The sequence below is a fragment of the Methylocapsa acidiphila B2 genome, from assembly GCF_000427445.1.
GTDB lineage: Bacteria > Pseudomonadota > Alphaproteobacteria > Rhizobiales > Beijerinckiaceae > Methylocapsa > Methylocapsa acidiphila.
In genome coordinates, this window is record NZ_KE386496.1 from 1,648,448 (window position 1) to 1,667,806 (window position 19,359).

21 protein-coding genes and 1 pseudogene are annotated in these 19,359 nt (G+C 63.2%); 12 read left to right on the forward strand and 10 right to left on the reverse strand.

Annotated elements, in window-relative coordinates; translation table 11 throughout:
• Positions 1-39: 39 nt before the first annotated feature.
• Positions 40-315 carry a hypothetical protein gene (locus METAC_RS0109830; RefSeq protein WP_026606886.1) on the reverse strand — a complete coding sequence of 92 codons (276 nt, stop codon included), beginning with the start codon at positions 313-315 and terminating at the stop codon, positions 40-42.
• Between the two features lie 168 nt (positions 316-483).
• Entirely contained in the window at positions 484-777 is a 294-nt protein-coding gene (locus tag METAC_RS0109835) for a hypothetical protein (protein WP_026606887.1), read from the reverse strand.
• A gap of 462 nt (positions 778-1,239) precedes the next feature.
• Between METAC_RS0109835 and METAC_RS0109845 the strand changes: the two genes are divergently transcribed.
• Positions 1,240-1,455 (forward strand): hypothetical protein, encoded by a 216-nt coding sequence (locus METAC_RS0109845; RefSeq protein ID WP_026606888.1) that lies wholly within the window; start codon positions 1,240-1,242, stop codon positions 1,453-1,455.
• 62 nt (positions 1,456-1,517) lie between these two features.
• Here the strand turns inward: METAC_RS0109845 and METAC_RS0109850 are convergent, their stop codons facing one another.
• The 3 genes from METAC_RS0109850 to METAC_RS0109860 are packed head-to-tail and all read right to left on the reverse strand — an operon-like array spanning position 1,518 to position 4,656.
• On the reverse strand, positions 1,518-2,498 hold the full coding sequence (locus METAC_RS0109850) for an Hsp33 family molecular chaperone (RefSeq protein WP_036255443.1): 981 nt from the start codon (positions 2,496-2,498) through the stop codon (positions 1,518-1,520).
• A complete protein-coding gene (gene argF, locus METAC_RS0109855; protein WP_026606890.1) occupies positions 2,495-3,451 on the reverse strand; it encodes an ornithine carbamoyltransferase in 957 nt (318 codons plus the stop codon). Before argF ends, METAC_RS0109850 begins: the two co-directional genes overlap by 4 nt.
• Positions 3,448-4,656, reverse strand: a complete 1,209-nt coding sequence (locus tag METAC_RS0109860) for an aspartate aminotransferase family protein (protein WP_026606891.1) — start codon at positions 4,654-4,656, stop codon at positions 3,448-3,450. Before METAC_RS0109860 ends, argF begins: the two co-directional genes overlap by 4 nt.
• A 387-nt stretch (positions 4,657-5,043) precedes the next feature.
• Here METAC_RS0109860 and METAC_RS0109870 point away from each other — a divergent pair, with 387 nt between their 5' ends.
• Positions 5,044-5,265 carry a hypothetical protein gene (locus METAC_RS0109870; RefSeq protein WP_026606893.1) on the forward strand — a complete coding sequence of 74 codons (222 nt, stop codon included), beginning with the start codon at positions 5,044-5,046 and terminating at the stop codon, positions 5,263-5,265.
• Positions 5,266-5,280: 15 nt separating this feature from the next.
• On the opposite strand, the gene METAC_RS0109875 is transcribed toward METAC_RS0109870, so the two are convergent.
• Positions 5,281-6,162, reverse strand: a complete 882-nt coding sequence (locus METAC_RS0109875; protein ID WP_036255446.1) for an SDR family NAD(P)-dependent oxidoreductase — start codon at positions 6,160-6,162, stop codon at positions 5,281-5,283.
• Positions 6,163-6,346: 184 nt separating this feature from the next.
• On the opposite strand from METAC_RS0109875, the gene METAC_RS0109880 reads away from it, so the two are divergent.
• Positions 6,347-6,676 carry a c-type cytochrome gene (locus tag METAC_RS0109880; RefSeq protein ID WP_026606895.1) on the forward strand — a complete coding sequence of 110 codons (330 nt, stop codon included), beginning with the start codon at positions 6,347-6,349 and terminating at the stop codon, positions 6,674-6,676.
• 16 nt (positions 6,677-6,692) lie between these two features.
• Here METAC_RS0109880 and METAC_RS0109885 read toward each other — a convergent pair whose 3' ends face one another.
• Positions 6,693-7,736, reverse strand: coding sequence for an asparaginase (locus METAC_RS0109885; RefSeq protein WP_084143556.1), 1,044 nt, complete (start codon positions 7,734-7,736; stop codon positions 6,693-6,695).
• A gap of 91 nt (positions 7,737-7,827) precedes the next feature.
• Between METAC_RS0109885 and METAC_RS0109890 the strand changes: the two genes are divergently transcribed.
• Positions 7,828-10,380, forward strand: coding sequence for a multicopper oxidase domain-containing protein (locus METAC_RS0109890; RefSeq protein ID WP_156898164.1), 2,553 nt, complete (start codon positions 7,828-7,830; stop codon positions 10,378-10,380).
• A gap of 88 nt (positions 10,381-10,468) precedes the next feature.
• Here the strand turns inward: METAC_RS0109890 and METAC_RS0109895 are convergent, their stop codons facing one another.
• Positions 10,469-11,368 carry an ROK family protein gene (locus tag METAC_RS0109895; RefSeq protein ID WP_026606898.1) on the reverse strand — a complete coding sequence of 300 codons (900 nt, stop codon included), beginning with the start codon at positions 11,366-11,368 and terminating at the stop codon, positions 10,469-10,471.
• Positions 11,369-11,556: 188 nt separating this feature from the next.
• Between METAC_RS0109895 and minC the strand changes: the two genes are divergently transcribed.
• The 4 genes and pseudogenes from minC to METAC_RS0109920 all read left to right on the forward strand — a co-directional run bounded on the left by minC (position 11,557) and on the right by METAC_RS0109920 (position 14,513).
• Positions 11,557-12,270 carry a septum site-determining protein MinC gene (gene minC / locus METAC_RS0109900; RefSeq protein WP_026606899.1) on the forward strand — a complete coding sequence of 238 codons (714 nt, stop codon included), beginning with the start codon at positions 11,557-11,559 and terminating at the stop codon, positions 12,268-12,270.
• Positions 12,271-12,292: 22 nt separating this feature from the next.
• Complete coding sequence (minD, locus tag METAC_RS0109905) at positions 12,293-13,108, forward strand: septum site-determining protein MinD (protein ID WP_026606900.1); 816 nt, start codon at positions 12,293-12,295, stop codon at positions 13,106-13,108.
• Positions 13,105-13,395 (forward strand): annotated as a pseudogene (gene minE, locus METAC_RS27095) (cell division topological specificity factor MinE); the annotation flags it as partial. The gene minD and the pseudogene minE, both read left to right, overlap by 4 nt.
• A 524-nt stretch (positions 13,396-13,919) precedes the next feature.
• Positions 13,920-14,513, forward strand: a complete 594-nt coding sequence (locus tag METAC_RS0109920) for a hypothetical protein (protein ID WP_026606901.1) — start codon at positions 13,920-13,922, stop codon at positions 14,511-14,513.
• Positions 14,514-14,561: 48 nt separating this feature from the next.
• Here the strand turns inward: METAC_RS0109920 and METAC_RS0109925 are convergent, their stop codons facing one another.
• Positions 14,562-14,876 carry a hypothetical protein gene (locus METAC_RS0109925; protein ID WP_245257459.1) on the reverse strand — a complete coding sequence of 105 codons (315 nt, stop codon included), beginning with the start codon at positions 14,874-14,876 and terminating at the stop codon, positions 14,562-14,564.
• 74 nt (positions 14,877-14,950) lie between these two features.
• A complete protein-coding gene (locus tag METAC_RS0109930; RefSeq protein ID WP_026606903.1) occupies positions 14,951-15,814 on the reverse strand; it encodes a phytanoyl-CoA dioxygenase family protein in 864 nt (287 codons plus the stop codon).
• A gap of 495 nt (positions 15,815-16,309) precedes the next feature.
• Between METAC_RS0109930 and METAC_RS26805 the strand changes: the two genes are divergently transcribed.
• The 4 genes from METAC_RS26805 (at position 16,310) to METAC_RS0109955 (ending at position 19,239) form a co-directional block, all read left to right on the forward strand.
• Positions 16,310-16,627 carry a hypothetical protein gene (locus METAC_RS26805; protein WP_198017288.1) on the forward strand — a complete coding sequence of 106 codons (318 nt, stop codon included), beginning with the start codon at positions 16,310-16,312 and terminating at the stop codon, positions 16,625-16,627.
• 21 nt (positions 16,628-16,648) lie between these two features.
• On the forward strand, positions 16,649-17,437 hold the full coding sequence (locus METAC_RS0109945; RefSeq protein ID WP_245257460.1) for a YkgJ family cysteine cluster protein: 789 nt from the start codon (positions 16,649-16,651) through the stop codon (positions 17,435-17,437).
• A 247-nt stretch (positions 17,438-17,684) separates the two neighbouring features.
• Positions 17,685-18,512 carry a universal stress protein gene (locus tag METAC_RS0109950; protein ID WP_026606906.1) on the forward strand — a complete coding sequence of 276 codons (828 nt, stop codon included), beginning with the start codon at positions 17,685-17,687 and terminating at the stop codon, positions 18,510-18,512.
• A gap of 25 nt (positions 18,513-18,537) precedes the next feature.
• Positions 18,538-19,239, forward strand: a complete 702-nt coding sequence (locus METAC_RS0109955) for an SDR family NAD(P)-dependent oxidoreductase (RefSeq protein WP_026606907.1) — start codon at positions 18,538-18,540, stop codon at positions 19,237-19,239.
• Positions 19,240-19,359 lie beyond the last annotated feature (120 nt).

Below are 19,359 nucleotides of genomic sequence, written 5' to 3' on the forward strand. Positions count from 1 at the left end.
GACTCGCGGGGCGTCCAAACATTCGCGGCCGCGCGGCGATCAAATACGGATTTCGTCCTGTCCCCAAGAGTAAACGCCGTCCGCGGTCGCAGCGAAATCGCCTAAATAGATATACTCTTCGAGCGCCATCACGACATGGTCGCATTCCTGGCCGGTTGGACTCGTCCAGATCGCGAGCGCTGGGCGGCGCTCGCTCGCGACGGCGTTGATCGCCGCGAGCACGGCGGGATGCGTCTCGAGAGACCCCGCTTCCGTCAACGCGATGCAAAAATCGAGAATGTCGTTTGGTTCGCGATAATTCCGCTTCTTGCTCATGGATTCTTTTCTTAGCGCCGGCTGCCATGCGCCCGGCCATCGGTTGCTCGATCCCTTCAGAGAGGCCGGGCCGCCGCCTTGTCTCGTTTGGGGACGTTTTGGCTATCTTACGACAAAGCGGACACAGATATCGAACCGGCAGCCGAGCGCGTCTTTGCGGACCTCGGCCTATCGCAAGGGAATCTGCGACATGACGTGGATCGTCGCGAAGCAATGATGGGAGACGTCGATCGCGAGCTTGATCGTTTCTTCGTTTTGGGTCTTGCCAGCGATGAAATCGAGATGATCGACGGCTTTTTCCTCGATGATCCCGGCGCTCAGGATTTGGCGGAAAACCTTGGAATCCGGGTGATCCTCGCCAAGCGCTGCGATCAACGCCTCGGCTCGTTCGCGAAACCATTCTGGAATGCCGAGTTCGGGCCAGTCGGGCCCTTTCATGCATGATTTGAGCAGGGTCGCCATGGCTCTCTCCTCTTCGCCATAACCTTCCCGTCCAACATCGGGCCATCGAGCGCTTTCGCTTCGGAAATCGCCCAGATTCCAAAAGTTTGAGTATAATCCCCTCAGGTCGGTTCCCGTCTGATCGGGATATGCTCAATTCGGAAAGAAGAGCCACAAGCTTCGTCGCCGAAATTCGGCCCTCGCCCGGTCGAACCGGCTTACCTCATTGCAAGCATGATCCTTGCCAAGCTTATCGCCTTATTCACGAGGCGAAATACTTGCCCTGTTGGCAGAAGATTCGCTTGATCGATTGAGGTTTGCGGTCCTGCGATGACCATGACCCTTTGATGACTGCGGGCGCTGGCCAATGTCCCGAGATCCTATGGGATTTGGATCGGCGCATCGTGCAATAGCGGGCCGAGGCGCAACCGCGCCGATCGCCGCGACTCGACTCCATCGATATGCAAGTCTGGAGAAATAGCCATGCCGGTTCCCGTCGAGAAAATAACGCCAGGCCAATGCTTCCGCGCGAGCGACAATGCGCTCCGCAAGGTGCTGCTGATGCAGGACAAGCGCGTGACATATATTTTGCGCGATACGTTATCCTGGACAGTCTATCGCTATCAGGCGAACGTCGAAAGCTTCGCCCAGGAGTGCGAGGCGGAGATCGATTGCACGACATTGGAAGATCGCGCCTGAGCTGATGATTCAGCTGAAGGAACGCAGAGCGCGCCGACAATCGGCCGGCGCCGCAGGCATCGCTATTCGTCGAAATCCTTCGGATCAAACGCGCGATAGGCCGAGCAGAATTCGCAGGTGACGCCGATCAAACCATTGTCGCCGACCATATCGGCGCGTTCCGCGCGCGTGAAGCGACGCAGCATCGCCTCGATCCGCTCCTGCGAGCAGCGGCAGGCGTCGCGCACCGGGCGCGGCTCGAAAACCCTGACCCCCGGCTGGTGAAACAGCCGATAAAGCAACCGCTCACTCGATAAAGTGGGATCGACCAGCTCATGGTCCTCGATCGTCGCGGCCAGCGCCTTCGCCTCGGCCCAGGCGTCATCCTCGTCGGGCGGCGCGAAATCGACTCCATTCGGCGCGTCGCCCGGATCGAGATCGATGTGCCGCAGCCGCTCCGGCGCGCTCGGCAGGAATTGCACCATCAAGCCGCCGGCGCGCCAACTGGCCCCTGCGCCGGTCACGCTTTGCGCGACGGCGAGGCGCACCTTGGTCGGGATCTGCTCGGATTGGCGGAAATATTGATGCGCGGCCTCTTCAAGGCCCTGGCCCTCAAGGGCCACGATGCCTTGATAGCGGGACGAATCATTGCCCTGGTCGATCGTGAAAGCGAGATGCCCTTTGCCGAGCAGCTCGCCGCTCGGGGCCGCGTCTTCAACCTTGCCGGCGTCGAAGCGGGCGAACGCCCGCAGCCGGTCCGGAGCGTCGAAATCGACGACGACCATGTCGATCGCGCCGTCGCTCCTCGTCTGAAGCTGAAACCGGCCTTCGATCTTCAAGGACGAGCCGAGAAGAACAGTCAACGCCATGGCCTCGCCGACGAGCCGCGCAACCGGCGGCGGATAATTATGCTGGACGAGAATATGATCGACGCTGGCGCCGAGCCGAACCACGCGGCCGCGAAGATCAAGCGGCTCGACGGCGAAAGGCAGCACCATGTCGTCGAGGCCCTGGTCCGATACGAGGCGCGAGGCCGGCCCCGCCGGCGGCGTCCCGTCGCTCATGCCTCTGCGGCTCCAAGGCACCATGCGAGAATGCCCTTTTGCGCATGCAACCGGTTTTCGGCTTCGTCGAAGACGACCGATTGCGGGCCGTCGATCACTTCGTCGGTGACCTCCTCCCCGCGATGGGCCGGGAGGCAATGCATGAAAATCGCGTCCTTCGCGGCGGCGGCCATCAGCTTCGCATTCACCTGATATGGCGCGAGCAGATTATGGCGAAAGGCTTCGTCCTCGTCGCCCATCGAGACCCAGCAGTCCGAGACTACCGCGTCGGCCCCGCGCACGGCCTCGAAAGGGTCGCGCGTGAGGGTCAAGGCGGTCTGCGTGCGGCGCGCCCAATCGACGATCTCCGGCGGAAGCTCGAGCTCGCGAGGGGCCGCCACATTGAGCGCGAAATCGAATCTTTGCGCCGCATGAACCCAGCTTGCGAGCACATTGTTGCAATCGCCCGTCCAGGCGACCGTGCGGCCCTTGATCGGCCCCCTATGCTCCTCGAAAGTCAGAACGTCGGCCATGACCTGGCAAGGATGCGAGCGCTTGGTCAGGCCGTTGATCACCGGCACGTCGGCGTGGCGCGCGAGCTCGATCATCTCCTTGTGGTCGAGAATGCGAATGACGATGGCGTCGACGAAGCGCGAGAGGACGCGGGCGGTGTCGGCGATCGTCTCGCCTCTTCCAAGCTGCATTTCCTGACCGGTCAGCATGATCGTCTCACCGCCGAGCTCGCGCATGGCGAGATCGAAAGAGACCCGCGTGCGCGTCGACGGCTTGTCGAAGATCATGGCGAGGACCTTGCCGGCGAGCGGCTTTTCGGCCGCGGGCTGACCCTTGCGCCGGCCGGCCTTGATCGCGGCCGCCTGATCGAGGATGCGGCGAAGATCGCCAGCGGGAATTTCCGAGAGATCGAGGAAATGCCGCGCCCCCGGAGGTCCGGCTTGCACAAGAGCCGCGCTCATGCCGGCGCGCCGCTCAAACGCCCGTGCTCTTTCTCCCGCTCGACACGCGCGCAGGCAGCCTCGAGCCGAGCGATCGCCTCGGAGATCTCCGCCTCCCCCACGATCAAGGGCGGAAGAAGGCGCGCGACATTGTCGCCGGCAGGAATGACGAGGAGCTTTTCCGCCCGCGCGGCCGCGGCGAACTCATTGACCGGAACTTTCAGGGCGATGCCGCGCATAAGGCCCTCACCACGGATCTCCGCGATCACCGCAGGGTAGCGATCCTTCAGTTCCGCCAGACTCTGCTTGAGCTTTAACCCCATCAACGCGACATGGTCCATAAATCCGGGCGCGAGCACCACGTCGAGCACGGCGCCGCCAATGCTCGTCGCCAGCGGATTGCCGCCGTATGTCGTGCCATGCGAGCCAACGGTCATGCCTTTTCCGGCCTCGCGCGTGGCCAGGAAGGCGCCGAGCGGAAATCCACCCCCTATGCCCTTGGCGATGGCCATGACGTCGGGCGCGACGCCATAGAGTTCATAAGCAAAGAGCTTGCCCGTGCGCCCGACGCCGCTCTGGACCTCGTCGAAGACCAACAGAAGGTCGTGGCGGTCGCAAAGCTGGCGCAGGCCGCGCAAAAATTCTGGCGAGGCGACGCGGATTCCGCCCTCGCCCTGGATCGGCTCCACGAGGATCATGCCTGTCTGCGGCCCGATCGCGGCCTCGACAGCCGCGAGATCGCCGAAGGGGACCGGATCGAAACCCTCGACCTTGGGTCCGAACCCGTCGATATATTTCGGGTTGCCGCCGGCGGCGATCGTCGCCAGCGTGCGTCCGTGGAAGGCTCCCTCGAAGGTGACGGCGTGAAATTTCTCAGGCCGCCCGCAGACCGATTGATATTTGCGCGCCGTCTTGATCGCGCCCTCGACGGCCTCGGCGCCCGAATTGGTGAAAAAAACGTAGTCGGCGAAGCTCGCCTCGACGAGACGGGCGGCGAGTCGCTCGGCCTGCGGGATCTGGAACAGATTCGACGTGTGCCAGAGCTTGCCGCCCTGCTCGTTCAACGCGGCGACCAGATGCGGATGATTGTAGCCGAGCGAGGCCACAGCGATGCCGCCGCCGAAATCGAGAAATCGTTCGCCCGTCGTCGAGGTCAACCAGGCTCCATCGCCCCGCTCGAAAGCAAGATCCGCGCGGGCATAAGTCGGAAGCAACGACGAAGTCACCATTTCACTCCAGTTTGGCCGTGGAGGCGGGTCGGCGAGGCATAGAAAATCAAATTGCCGCCCAAGGGGCGGCAATTTCGGAAGCGACAAGTCTAGGCATTCGCGCCGTCGAGGTCAAATGGCAAGCCGAAACCAGATCTCGGCTCGCCGCGGCGCAATGGATGGGCGCAGCGACAACGATTCTAATCTACACAACCGAAGATCGATCATCTACGCGCCCGGCGCTTGACAAAAGATGTCGGGAAGGGCCGTGATCCCGCCTAGACCTCAAAGCGTCGAAGGGCGAACCGAGCCGCGCCTCGCGACGTCAAGGCGCGACATGGGATGAACCGGCCAGCAAAGGCGCATTCGCCCAGATAGACGATCGAACCCACGGGAGCCTCTACGATGGACAAGCTGGACCGCCCACGCGAAATTATCGAATTCTGCCTGAAGCCGCTCAACCTCTCCAAAACCACCGAAGAATACAAGGAAGCCTATCGCCGCCTGGAGCATGTGATCAAGACCTATCAGGTCATGGCCATCCGGCAAAAAGCGCCCGTCGCGATCGATTTTTCCAATATGCGGACGATCACGATCAACGAGGCCGCGCATGGCGACGACAGCTAAGGCGGGCTACGCCCCTCAATCCCTTTTCTTCGCGGCCCGGTAGACCTCCTTGCAGCGCAGCCCTTCGTGCGAGTGGCGCAGCGGCAGGGCGCCGACCGGCGGCGCCCTCAGCGCCTCCGGAACGCAATCCCCGACATTGCCCTTGGCAGGCGTGACGCCGCCGTCGACGAGCCAGAGCGCGCCGGTGACATAGCTCGCCTCGTCCGAGGCGAGGAAGGCGAAGACATTGGCGATTTCTTCCGGCGAGCCCCGCCGGCCGAGCGGAACGCCTGCGTCGATCCCCTCTTGCGCCTCCAGCGGAATGGGTCCCTCGGGACCGCGGGTCCAGGCCGTGTCGATCGCGCCGGGACAAACGCAATTGGCCCTCACGCCATAACGCGCCTGCTCCAGAGCGACGCCCTTCGCGAAAGCATGGAGAAAGCCTTTCGAGCCGCCATAAGGCGCAAAGGACGCCGATCCATTGATTCCAGCCTCAGAGCCGGTGAAGAGGACGTTGCCGCGGCTCTTTTGCAAATGCGGCACGGCGAATTTGGTCATCAGGAAGGCTGTGCGGAGATTGGCTCGGATCGTTCGTTCAAAATCCTCGAGCCGATAATCCTCGGCGTCGGCGAAGGCGATGAAGATGCCTGCATTATTCACCAGCACGTCGAGCCGGCCGAAGGCGCCAACGGCGCGCTCGACGCAGGCGCGCGCCTCGGCCTCCTCCGCCAAATCGCCGAGATGGGCTTCGGCACGTCCGCCGAGCGCGACGATCGCCTCGGCGACTTGAGCGACCGGATCGCCCGGAAGCCCCGCCAGAACGAGCGCGGCGCCCTCTTGCGCGAATTTCAGGGCGATGGCCTCGCCTATTCCCGTCCCGGCCCCGGTGACGATCGCGACCTTGTCCTTCAGGCGCATTAGAGCCAGCTCCCTCGACGCAATCCGAAATCGAATTGCGCTCCGGGCGGATCCATGCCCGCCCAAAGGCCAGGGCTCATTGATCTGGCGCAATGTCTGCCGGCTCGGAGCCTGCTCTGCTCGAATGTGGGCAGTTCCCTCGCCAAAGGGCGGGACCGCCCGCCGAACATGAAAGCGAGGTCCTATGCGTCTTGTCCTCTCCGCCGCGCTCGTCCTCAGCTCATCCATCGCGGCCGTCGCGCCTTCCTCCGCCCAGGAGACGCCGGGCGACGCCGCCGCCGGCCGCCGAATCGCCGAGGCCTGGTGCGCCGCGTGCCATAGGATCGACGCCAAGGACGATCGGCCTCTGACCGAGGCTCCGAGCTTCGCGGAGGTCGCGCAACTGCCTTCGACGACCGGCTTGGCGCTGAACGTGTTCCTTCATTCGAGCCATGAGAACATGCCGAACTTTCAGCTCACGCAACGCGAGTCCGAAGACGTCATCGCCTATATTTTGAGCCTCAAAGCGCGATAGAGCACGCTCCCGCGGCTCAGAAGCGCGTGAACAGCGCGCTGATCTCATCGCGGCCGGCGCGATTGGACAACGCCAACTGGAGCGCGATCCGCGCCTTGCGGGCGTCGAGCCCATTGGCCGGGATCAACCCCCGGCGGATGAGATCAATCTCGCCGCCCGGATAGGCATAGGAGGCGCGGAGCGTCTCCCCGGCGCCCGTGCGGCTCGCAAAGACGACCGGCATGCGCGCAGAGAGCTTTTCGAGCGCAGGCGCGGCTTCGGCTGCGACATGGCCCGCGCCCGGTAGACTCAAGACGAGGCCGTCAATCGCGCCGGGCGCCAGCATTTCAATCGTCTGCGGCTCGAGCCCTGGCCCGGCTTCGAGGATCGGAACGACCGGAGCGCCTTCGCCATAGGCGAGGGGCGGCGGACGGCGCGCCGGCGCGAGCGCGAAGCGAACCCGGTCCTCGGCCACATAGCCGAGGGGGCCGAAGGGAAGCGAGGAAAAGGCGTGCGGCCTGAAACTATGCGCCTTGCGGATCAAAGGCGCGGCGTGAATTTCATCGTCGATCACGATGAGCACGCCCTTGCCGCGCGATTCCGGCGAGACCGCGACCCGACAAGCGGCTAAGAGATTGGCGGACCCATCGGCGCCCGGTTGGTCGGCCCGCCGCATGGCGGCGGTCAGGACGATCGGCGTCTCGACCTGGGCGAGCAGGGACAGCGCGAAGCCGGTTTCTTCGAGCGTGTCCGTGCCATGGGTGATCACGACGCCGTCGACCGTCGCTGCGGCCTCCATCGCCGCGCGCGCAATCGCGGCTATGTCAGCGAGCAAGAGGCTGGCGCTCGGCTTCGCCAGCAGATCGCGCGCGTCGATCTCAGCGATGTCCGCGATCTGAGGGACGGCGGCGACAAGGCTCGCGGCGCCGAGCTTCAGCCCCGCGGCCTCGCCGACGGCCTCCGCGGCCATGGCGATCGTCCCGCCGGCCGAAAGAATGATCAGACGCGCGCGTTTCGCAAGCGCGCCCGCGTGGGCGTGAGGCAAGGCGAACTCCTCGAATTCGAGCGCGAGGGGAAACATGCGCCCGGGTCGGCGGTCAAGAGCCAGAAATTCCGGCGACCGCCTTCGTGATCCCCCGCCCAATATGACGCGCCGACTCAAGACAAGTCAGTTGGTTGACGCAACAGCCATTCGTCTCGACAATTCGGAGCATATTTCGAGCTTGCGGCAGGGGCCGCGCGAAGGGGGGATCATGTTCGGCAATTTCGCCCATTTGAGAGTTCTTGCGCGCGCGGCGATGATGGCCTCGACGCTTTGTCCCTTGGGCGCGGCCGCCGCGGAATTCATCGACCCTCCGGTGACGCCGCCCCCTCGCGGCGGAGGCGACCTCATCGTCACGGCGCGGCGCGGCGACGCCGATCTGCCGGGTTTCGGCTTCGTCAAAGACGCCGCAATCTACGACATCGGATCGAGACGCGCGCCGCACATACACGCGCGCCTGTTGCCGCCGATCATCGCCGTCGAGCGCGATTCGACTCTCAGAATTCTTTTGCGCAACGAACTGACTGCGGCGAGCGCGACGGCGCCGAGAATTCGCTTCGGCGCCGAGACCAATCTCCATACCCACGGACTGACCGTCGCTCCAACTGGAGTCGGTTTCGCAGGCGGGACGCCGATCTATGGCGATTGCGTATTTGTGCTTGCAACAAGCGCCGATCAAGACGGGCCGAGCGGACACGCTCACGGAAATACAACGCGCCAAGATCCCTGCGCGCCCGGCGCTCCCTCCATCGCCAGCGAGAAAGGCTCGGTCCGCTATTCCTATCCAATCGCGCCCGACCATCCGAGCGGCCTTTATTGGTTTCATCCGCATCCGCATGGACAATCCGAGCCGCAACTCGCCAATGGCGCATCAGGCATGCTGACGATCGGCCGCCTGTGGGATTACGCCTATATCAATTGCCGCATCACGGCCGCGCCCGACGAGACATTTCCAAGGCCCTGCGCGACGCAGGAAGAACAAAGGGTTGAAAAAGAACTCGAGGCGGAAGCCGACAAGGGCGCAGTGCGCATGCGCTATCTCGGCTTGAAAGACATTCAGGCGGCTCGAGCGCCCGGCGACAAGTTCTTTCATTTGATAGAATTTCCTGCGCGGCCCGAGATCGTGCGCCCTTATCGGCCTCTCGATCCAAAGACTGACGCGCAAACAATCAAGGCGCTCCAAGCCTTCGGCGACGCGGCCGACGCGCGCAAGAATCTCTGTGGCGATCTCACGATCGATGAGGCGACAGGCGAAGTCTCGGCGAAACAATCGCAGACCACGCTCGGACAATGCGGGTTGAACATCGCCGATCCCAAAGCTAAGTTGAAAAACCCCGACGCACGCTGGCTCTTCACCGTGTCCGGCCAAGTCTATCCGCATATCAGCTTCGCGGCGGGGAAATCCGAGATCTGGCGCATCGCCAATTTGAGCGCCGACGTGACTTACCGGCTTCGGCTCGAGACCGAAGGATCTAGCCGCGGCAGCATCAAAATGACCGTGCTCGCCCGCGACGGCGTCGCGCTGCCGTCGGAGGCGACTGGAACCACGGAACCAGGCGCCGACGGAGCGCCTGCCCCGAAGCCTGGGCCAGGCGACGAAGACATCGTGCTGATGCCGAGCGCGCGCATCGAGATTCTCGTGCGGCGCTGCGATCCAACCGAAAAATCCGCCGGCTCGCTCCATTGCCTCGCGCCTGAAACGCCCATTGTCGGGCGCCTACGCACGATCGGCATGGCCACTGGCGCGGACGCATCCGCCGGCGATCAATGGCCGGCGATTGACCTAGCGTCGATCACCTTTGAGGGCGCCTCTGGCTCGGCGCGAAAGGGGGGCATGCGGATCAAGACCATCGGATATCGCGCGCCGCGACAAACTACAGCATCCCCGGCGGGCCCAACGGAAAAAGCCGCCGCGAAGGAGTCCCCGGCGGCGCAAAAAAAGAGCGCCGCAAAGGCGCTTGAATGCAATTTCGGAAAATATCGGGCTGGCCCCATAGATTCGACTCTCGAAGGGAATGTCGTGCGGCTCGTGCGCTTCAACAATATCGACTTCGGCGCGAACGACCCGAACAACCCTGACCTGCCGAATGAGCATTTCGGCCTCCATGTCGAGAATTTCGCCATGGTCGATGAAGCGGCGGGAAGCCCGATCAGCGTGAAATCCCTGATCGCTGAAGCCAAGACGCCGCAAAAGCCGGCCCCGGCGCGAACTCTCATCGGCCGCGTCGGCCTCGCGGACCCCTGCCAGTCGGCGGCGATCGATATGTCAGCCGAATCCAATTTGTTCGGCGAGGATTTCGACCAATATTACGCGCCCTTCGACATGGCGAAAATCAACGCCACGGCGAAATATGGCGCGGAGGAATATTGGCTTCTCGTCAATGATTCAGATGAGTGCCACAACTTCCATATTCATCAGACGAAATTCGCTGTCGTCGACGCGGATTTCGTTTCGCACGATGGAGGGAGTAGCTCGCAGGACCGGTGCCTCGGCGACCGCAGAGTCATCCGCCCCATCGACGGCCCGCCCGCGTTGCAAGATAATTATCCCCTGCCGCCCTACGCCCGCGTTCTCTTGCGCCTGCGTTTCGACGGACCGAAGCTCGGCCGCTTCGTCTTTCACTGCCACATTCTCGAGCATGAAGACAAAGGGATGATGGCGGCAATCGAAGTCGTCCAATGAGCGGGAAGACGCGAGCGGCGGCGGCTTCGTCTTGGCATCGCCGCATCTCGAATTTTCTGGTCAAGACGAATCCGCCGACCGCCCCTCGTCACACGCTCGGCCAGAGCCAGGCCGCGCCGCGCACGCCGCTCGAATCGCCATGCAGCGCAGGCAGAATCGGCGTCTCGACGCCATCCGAAAAGGCGTAGCGCGAGACAAGCTCGGGAAGGCCGGCGTAGAGCCGCGCGATATTGGACAGGCCCCCGCCGAGCACGATCGCGTCGGGATCGACGACATTGATCACCGAGGCGAGGCCGCGCGCCAATCGGTCCTGATAGATCGCGAGACTGACCTCGGCGTCGGCGTCGCCCAATGCGGCGGCCTCGGCGATCTCCTCCGCTGATTTCCGTCGCCCCGTGCGGGAGAGGCAATCCCGCGCGAGCCCTGCCCCAGACAAGAAAGTCTCGATGCAGCCGGATTTGCCGCAATAGCATGGCGCGCCCGGCCGCTCGTCGTCGCGCGCCCAGGGCAGCGGATTATGGCCCCATTCGCCGGCGATCCGATTGCGTCCAGCGACGACCTCCCGATCGACGACGAGGCCGCCGCCGACGCCCGTGCCGAGGATCACGCCGAATACAACGCGCCGCCCCGCGGCCGCCCCGTCGACAGCCTCCGAGAGCGCGAAGCAATTGGCGTCATTCGCGAGCCGGATGGGCCGCCCGAGAAGCTCGGCAAGATCGCGCTCGAGCGGCTTGCCGTTCAGCGCCGTGCTGTTTGAATTCTTGACGAGACCGCTCCGCGTCGAGACCGCGCCCGGCGCGCCGACGCCGATCGAGCCTTGCCGCCCGAGCCCCTTCTCGACAAAGGCGATGAGCGCCGCCACGGCGCGCAGCGTACCTTCGTAATCGCCCGAAGGGGTCGGCGCGCGATGGCGCATCAGGAGCGCGCCTGCGTCGTCGAGCGCGATCGCCTCTATTTTGGTGCCGCCCCAATCGACGCCGATGCGCATATTTCCACCGCTCTCCGGCGCCCCGCTTAACTTATTCTTAACGCTGGCAAGGCCCAATCGATACTTGAAAAATCTCCTAAAGCAAGGTGACGGCGGCGTGAAAAACGGCGCGCTTTTCAACGGTTAGCTTAACCGGTCGTTAACCATACGCTGCGTAAATGAACCCAGCAGACTCTTGAGGCCTCCTCGTGACCGTTGCAGCCCGCCCCCGCCAGTCGATCCGTTTTCACAGCCGCTCGTTCCACGCGATGACTCTCGCGCCGGAGACGCCCCTGTCCGATTGGCTCGCCGAGCTCGACGGGTGGCTCGAACGCTCGCCTGATTTCTTCATCGGCCGGCCCATCGCGCTCGACATTTCCGCCTGCGAAGCGACCATGGCCGAGACGATCCAATTGACGAAGGATCTGCGCGAGCGAAAGATCGAGGTGCTGGGCTTGGAGGGCGCCGATCGCGCGTGGCGCGACGCGGAGCTCCCGCCGCTCTTGAATAGCGGCGGACGCAACGACAATGCGCAAGATTCCGTGATGGCGGCGCTCGACGTCGATCAGCCCGCGCCGCAGGCTCCGCCCCCTCGCCCGCATTCGCTCCTGGTCGATAGTCCGGTTCGCTCGGGCCAATATATCGAGCATCTCGCAGGCGACGTGATCGTCGTCGGTTCAGTCGCCTCCGGCGCAGAGATCGTGGCCGGCGGCTCGATCCACATTTATGGCGCGCTCCGGGGCCGCGCGATCGCCGGCGCGGACGATCCGCGCGCCCGGATATTCTGCCGCAAGCTCGAAGCCGAGCTCCTCGCGATCGACGGACTCTACATGACCGCAGACGATATGGAGCCGCATTTGCGCGGCCGCTCGGTCCAAGTCTGGCTCGACGGCGAAACGGTGATGGTGACAGCTCAAGACTGAAGTCGAACAGGGAGATCATGCAATGGCCAAGGTTTTGGTCGTCACATCCGGCAAAGGCGGCGTCGGCAAGACGACATCCACGGCCGCGCTCGGCGCGGCCCTCGCCCAGGAGGGCAAGAACGTCGTCCTCATCGATTTCGACGTCGGCTTGCGTAATCTCGACCTCGTGATGGGGGCCGAACGACGCGTCGTCTATGACCTCATCAATGTCGTCAACGGCGACGCCAAGCTGGTTCAGGCACTTATTCGCGACAAGCGCGTCCCGACCCTGTCGCTGTTGCCCGCCTCGCAGACGCGCGACAAGGACGCGTTGACGGACGAAGGCGTGGCCGCGGTCATCGAAGAGCTGAAGGAAAAGTTCGACTGGATCGTCTGCGACAGCCCCGCCGGCATCGAGCGCGGCGCGACTCTCGCCATGCGTTACGCCGACGTCGCGATCGTCGTGACCAATCCCGAAGTCTCTTCGGTCCGCGACTCCGACCGCATCATCGGCCTGCTCGATTCCAAGACGGAAAAGGCCGAGAAAGGCGAGCGCGTCGAAAAGCATCTGCTGCTCACCCGCTACGACGCAGGGCGCGCAGAGCGCGGCGAAATGCTGAATATCGAGGACGTGCTGGAAATTCTCTCGATCCCGCTTCTGGGGATCGTGCCCGAGAGCGAGGAAGTTCTTAGGGCTTCCAATATCGGCTCGCCTGTCACGCTCGCCAATCCCATGAGCGCGCCGGCGCGCGCCTATTTCGACGCGGCCAAAAGGCTGAACGGCGAAACGCTCAGCATGACGATCCCAAGCGATCGGAAAAGCCTCTTTGGCAAACTATTCGGACGGAGGGCCGCATGAATCTGATCAGCTTCTTCAGACGGCCGAGCAACACGGCCCCCGTCGCCCGAGAGCGATTGCAAATCCTGCTTGCGCATGAGCGCGCCGTCGTCGGCAAGTCGGATTTGATCGCAATTCTCCAGGACGAGATCGTCGCGGTGGTCGCGAAACATTTTCCGGTCGAGCGGGAAAGCATCAAGGTCAAGATGGAGCGCGGCGACGCTGTTTCGACGCTCGAAGTCGAGGTGGAGATTCCGACGCCTATGTGCGTCAATTTGAGATTGAACGCGGAAAAGCCGAAAGCGGCGAAGGTCGGCGCAAGACCGGATTCCCCGCCGAAGCTAGTCGCGGCCGCGATCGAGCAGCCGACGGTCGAAGCGCCGGCAGTCGAGACTGCGGCCTTGGCGGCGTCAAAGCTGGAAACTCTGCATACCGTCGAAGCGCCGGCCGAGGTGGAGGGCTGAAGACAACCACGCCTGCTTCTTCGCCGAAGAGTCGAACGCCGCGCGACAGCGTCGGCGACGGCGAAGAAGCCTCGCCGACGCCCATATGGGCGGGCGCAACACAATTTATTGATGTCGCTCTGGCGTGTGTTTATGCTTTCTGAGCCATCGAAAACGCTATAGACGATCCTTCGGGAGGAAAAATCGACGCGAGGCCGAACTACGGCGATCGCGGCGTCCATTGCACAGGCCCTCCGGCCAATCGCCGAGAAAGAATCTCGAAATCGAACGCGAGCAGCGTCGACCCCGTCATTAGGGCGTCGCGCGAATTGGCGTTGTCGCGAGTCTCGGCGGCCTCACCCGACCAAAATCAAAAAAGGATCGCATCAATGGCCCCAAGACTGCACGTCTCGTCGCTTCTCTTCGTCACGGCGTCATGCTTCGCCCTGTCTGGATGCTACATTCCGGGCGTCACCCCCGTCGGCACCGCCGATATCGCCTATCAACAGGTCGGCGCATGCAATGGAACTGGCGGGACGTCGAACAGGCCCAACGAAGCCTATGTCATCTTCAAGATCGAAACCGTGGACAACGCCAAGGGCAATGTTGATTTCTTGTTCCTGCCGACGCGCCTTTTCGTGGACCAGTCGTCAGAGAAGGAAAAGGCGACCTGGATCGGCGGATGGAAACGCCAGTTTGTTTCCGAGGAAACAAAATTCTTGAAAGATCTCGGAGCGCCGGTCGTTTCGACCAAGTCGATCCCAGCTAATGGCAAGGCCTCTCCAAACGGCTTCGTCTTCGTAGCGGTGGGCACCAAAGACCCTAACGGAGCGGCCGAGGCCAATCAAACGGCCTACAAGCTCTCCTATGATACTGAACCGGTCGAAGGCCAAACGGATCCGAAGGTCGTTCTGACGAAGACCAACGCGTCGCAGACAAGCTGGCCGGCGACGGAGAATTGCAAGGACGTCAAGCTCCAATAAACGTGCTCGCGCGGCTTTGGTCCGCGCGCAACGCGCGGACCGCTTCGATCACGCGACGAGGTCGCGCACCATGAAGATCGAAGCGCGTCCATATCGCGCGACCGGATGCACCTTATCGGCGTCGGTCGCCGGCGAAATCCGCCATCGCGCGCCCTGGGCCTCGATGACGGCCTCGCCACTGTCTTGAACCTCCAGCACCCTCCCCTCGAAGCGCGTCCGACGCGAGACGACCTCGAAGCTCAGCACGTCGAATGCGCTAAGGCGCGGCGGCTCGTCATTCGATTCCGGGTTCTCGAACAAATCGAGCTCGAGCCCTTTAGAAATTTTCGTGGCGGTGAAAAACACGTCCCATTTTCGCATCATCGGCCCCGTAGGAGGAAGAGCCTGCGACGGCTCGAGCTCGTTGCGGCAAGAACCACGCCAGCGTCCAGCGGCGCTCAGCGCGTCTCTGAACGCGCAGCGAGAATCGGCCGGATGTCGATGAGATTATCCTTCCTCGCCGGCGACAGGCGCGCGCGAGCGGCCCGTGCGGCCAGGGGCGCGAAATACTCAGCTCCCGCCGGGTGCTTGACCGTCCATTCGCCAAGCATCATCTTGCGCGTGAGCCTGGGATCGGCGCTTGCAAATGCGCCATGAGCGATTGCGGGATTGAAAAAGACGACGTCGCCTTTCTTCAGCTGCGGCGCGAATCTCTCATGCGGCTTGACCCGCGATTCGACCTTTGCGCTTACAAATGGCCATGCCTGATTATGAAGGCGGCGCCATAATTCCGGCTCTTCTCCAAGACGATCGAAGAGCGCAGCGAGATCGGGACGCTCGCTCAGCAGTTCTCCGCAAAGGCGCGGCGCGAGGGCGCGATGCGCGCCTGGAACGAGATAGAATAGCCCGCTATCGGGATGAATGTCTTCGAGGGCGCACCAGGTTCGACAGACCGAATAGGGCGGATCGGGCGAGCGGAAAATCGTGTCGACATGGGCGCGCACGCGTTCCGGCTGCCAAAACGCGCTGCGGGCGAAGCCGAGAGAGGGCTCTCCGCCGAAAAGCTGACGCAGGATCGAGCGGATGATTGGGCCGTGAAGGAGGTTGCCGGCGCTGTCGCCGCGACGATGCAGATAGAGCATCGCCGTCATAAGCCTATCATCGGCCTGCGGCGCGAGCGATGCGAATGTCGCGGCGTCCGTGGCGCCGTATTCGCGCAGCAGCGCCTCGACCTCGGCTAGGTGGCCGTCTATAAGATCATGAGAAAGGGCGCCCTCGACCACGATGAACCCCAAGCTGCTATATTCTTCTCGCCAATTCATCGCCGTTTCCCGGTTCCCACTCGTGATCGCGCCTTACGGAGCTTCGCCAAAGCCGCGCGCCGAAGCGCCTAGCTCCGCTAGCGAGACTATTGGAGCCGCCCAGAAGGCGGCTCCTTCCCGCTCGTCCGAACGGACCAACAAATAGCGTGACACGCCACTCATTATGTAATTATAGTACATGACGATGCGCAAGCGTTTTCGCATCGCGAGAGGCCGGCGGCGAACCGCCAGCGGAGCGTCACCCGAATGGTGGCTCGGCCGCTCGCGTCTCGGCGACGGGCGCGCGGGCGGGATTTCGGTCCTCTTGGCCGTCCGCGCGCCCGTCTTATCGAGCTGCTGACTGAAGCCCGATTCTCATGCGCTCTTGCTCGAGGCGCGGCAGCGACCGATCGTCGCTGCCGAAAATTTGTCGTTGACTTGTCGTAAACGCGACAGCCATACCCATGGCGCGCCGCTCTAGCGGCGCGTTTTACCTGCAGAAAGGGAGAGTTCTGGATGGCGGACAATATTGAAGCGACGGCGGTTTTGGACATTAAAACAAAGACTTCTTCTGACGCCCAAAGCAAGTCGTCGGCGCCGGTCGGCCGCGACGCCGGAACCCACGGCGAAGTGATCGTTCATGTCCGCTTCCATCCCAATGGCAGGGTCAATATGGTGAACCATCGGCCGGCGAACGTCGATCCGCAGGATTGGTTCGACATGCTTGCCCGCCGCACAGCGGCCTCCTGCTATCAGGCCTTTTCTGGCGGCCGTGGCGTTTTCCGCATCCAAGTCGACGCTTTCGAAACGATCTGGCGCGAAGCGGAAGCTTGATCGCTGTGGAAGCGGGCGGCTTTGGCCGCCCGTCTCGCCCCTGCACAGGACGGCGAGGCCACAACCGACGCGAAGGATAGTTTTCTGCTCGATCAATCCAATCCCTTGGGCTTCTTCAAGGCGCTGCATCGCGGATTCGGCGCACGTCTCGCCGCGCCCGTGCAATGGGAGCAGGTCCAGGCCTTGCTCCAGCAGGCTTTCGACGCCTTCGAGCGCAATGTCGCGGAGCCCGCTGATTGCGGCGGCGCCGTGGCGTGCCACGGCGGATGCGCCGCCTGCTGCGCGATCCGGGTGGCGGCGACCGCGCCGGAAATCCTTTTGATCGCGCGCACGATCAACGACTTGCCGAAGCGCCTCGAGATCGAGGGCAAAATCATCGACGCCGATCGCATGACGAGGCGGCTCGATCCGCAACAGCGCATGCTGGCAGGGCTCGTTTGCCCTTTTATCGAGCAGGATTTATGCGTCATCTATCCCGTGCGGCCCATGGCCTGTCGCGGGCATGCTTCGTTCGATCAGCGCGCTTGCGCCGAAGCCATGGCGGGGCGCGCGGGCGACGTCCCGATCTCGGCCTTGCATCTGACGGTGCGCAGCCTGGTGCAGAACTCCATGCAGTCGGCGTTGCGCGACGCGGGATTGAGCTGGGCCAATTATGAGCTGAACCAAGGCCTGCAAATCGCTCTCGCCGACAATAGCTGCGAAGCGCGCTGGCTTGCGGGCGAGGACGTGTTCGCCTCGGCCCTCATCGCCGATGTGAGCCTCGCGGAAATGGCCGAGACGTTCGACGCGATCAAGGCTGTCGATCTCTGATAGGCTTCGCCTCTGTTCTAAAAATTCGATCGGCCTGCGCGATATATTGAGTACAGCGCGCCTTCCTCTCATGAAGCGGCCGCGGCGCGGAACCTCCTTTTGCCCGGAATGCAAATTTGCTAGCTTCGACTTGAGGAAGGTCAAGGCGACGGCTCCTATGCGCCATAAACCGTCATGAGCATTCGCGAAAGCGTCGTTAGAGCTTGTGCGCGATTTTGCGCTCGCCGATCTCAGTGGAGGCCAGCCCTTGTCCTATGCAACCTTTCTGGTTCATCTCGATCTCGATCAAACGAATGAGGCGCGGCTGAAAATCGTCGCCGACCTCGCCCAGCGTTTCGACGCGAGCGTCATCGGCGTCGCGGCTTGCGCGCAAACAATGCCCCTCTATTTCACCGATGGAATGGTCGCCGAGGAACTCGTCGTGCAAGATCGCTCTGATCTCGAGCAGCGTCTGCGCGAGACGGAGCAGCAATTCCGCGCCGGCCTCGCTGGACGCGTGAATCAGATCGAGTGGCGATCGGCGCTCACCCAGCCGACCTCCTTCGTCGCCGAGCAAAGCCGCGCCGCCGATCTCGTCGTCATCGGCGGGCGCGCGTCCGGCGATCCGATCGACTCTTTGCGGCAACTCATCCCGAGCGACGTCGTCACATTCGTCGGCAGACCCGTTCTCGTCGTTCCGCAGAATGTCGAGACGCTCGCTGCAAAGCGGGTCCTGATCGCCTGGAAGGATGCGCGAGAGGCGCGCCGCGCGGTCTTCGACGCCCTGCCCCTTCTTTTGAAATGCGAGAAGGCGATCGTCGCGGAAATCGATGAAAGCGGCGAGCCGGACGCGGCGCGCGCGCGCGTCGAGGACGTCGCCGCCTGGCTCGGCCGGCACGGCGTGACGGCGTCGTGCCTCGTTCAGAATGCGATCGCCAAAACCTCCGACGAGTTGAATGCGCTCGCGCGCCAGGAGGAAGCGGATCTCATCGTCGCCGGCGCCTACGGCCATAGCCGGGTCCGCGAATGGATTCTCGGAGGCGTCACCCGCGACCTTCTAACCCGGACGCCCCGCTGCGCCCTGCTCTCCCATTGAGCAGAAGTTGCGAAGAAAGACGGCGATGGAAGATCAGGGATTCAAGACGGCATTGATCGTCGGGGCCGGCAGTGGACTGAGCGCGGCTCTGGCGCGCTTGTTCACGCGACACGGCCTTGCTGTCGGGCTCGCGGCCCGCGACATCGGCAAGCTCGCACCGCTCGCAGCCGAAATCCGCGCGCGGACCTATCAGGCCGACGCCTCCGATCCGGCAAAGGTCGCAGATCTTTTTTCGACAGTCGAGAAAGAGATCGGCCCGCCGGAGGTCGTCGTCTATAACGCCGCCGCGCGGGTGCGAGGTCCTCTGCTCGATCTCGATCCGAGAGACGTCGCGCGTTGCCTGAGCATTGGCGCGTTCGGAGGATTTCTGGTGGCGCAACAGGCGGCGCGGCGGATGATCCCCCGGCGGCGGGGCGCGATTTTCTTCACCGGCGCCTCGGCGAGCGTCAAAGGCTATCCGCAATCGGCGCCTTTCGCGATGGGGAAGTTCGCGCTGCGCGGCCTCGCCCAAAGCCTCGCGCGGGAGCTTGCGCCGCAGGGGATTCATGTCGCGCATTTCGTGATAGACGGCGCGATCAGGCACCCAGCCTATCCCAATCCACCCGGCCGACCGGACAGTCAGCTCGATCCCGAAGCCATCGCCCAAACCTATTTCGACATTCTGATGCAGCCGCGCAGCGCCTGGACTTGGGAGATTGAGCTTCGGCCATGGGTCGAGAAATTCTAGAGCGGGAGAAAGAAAAGCGGAAACCGGTTTTCCGCCCGCATTCCGCTCAAAAATATTGGAAGCGATCACGTGCCGATCTGACGAATTTATCCAATCGACACGAACTCGCTTCAGATCGAC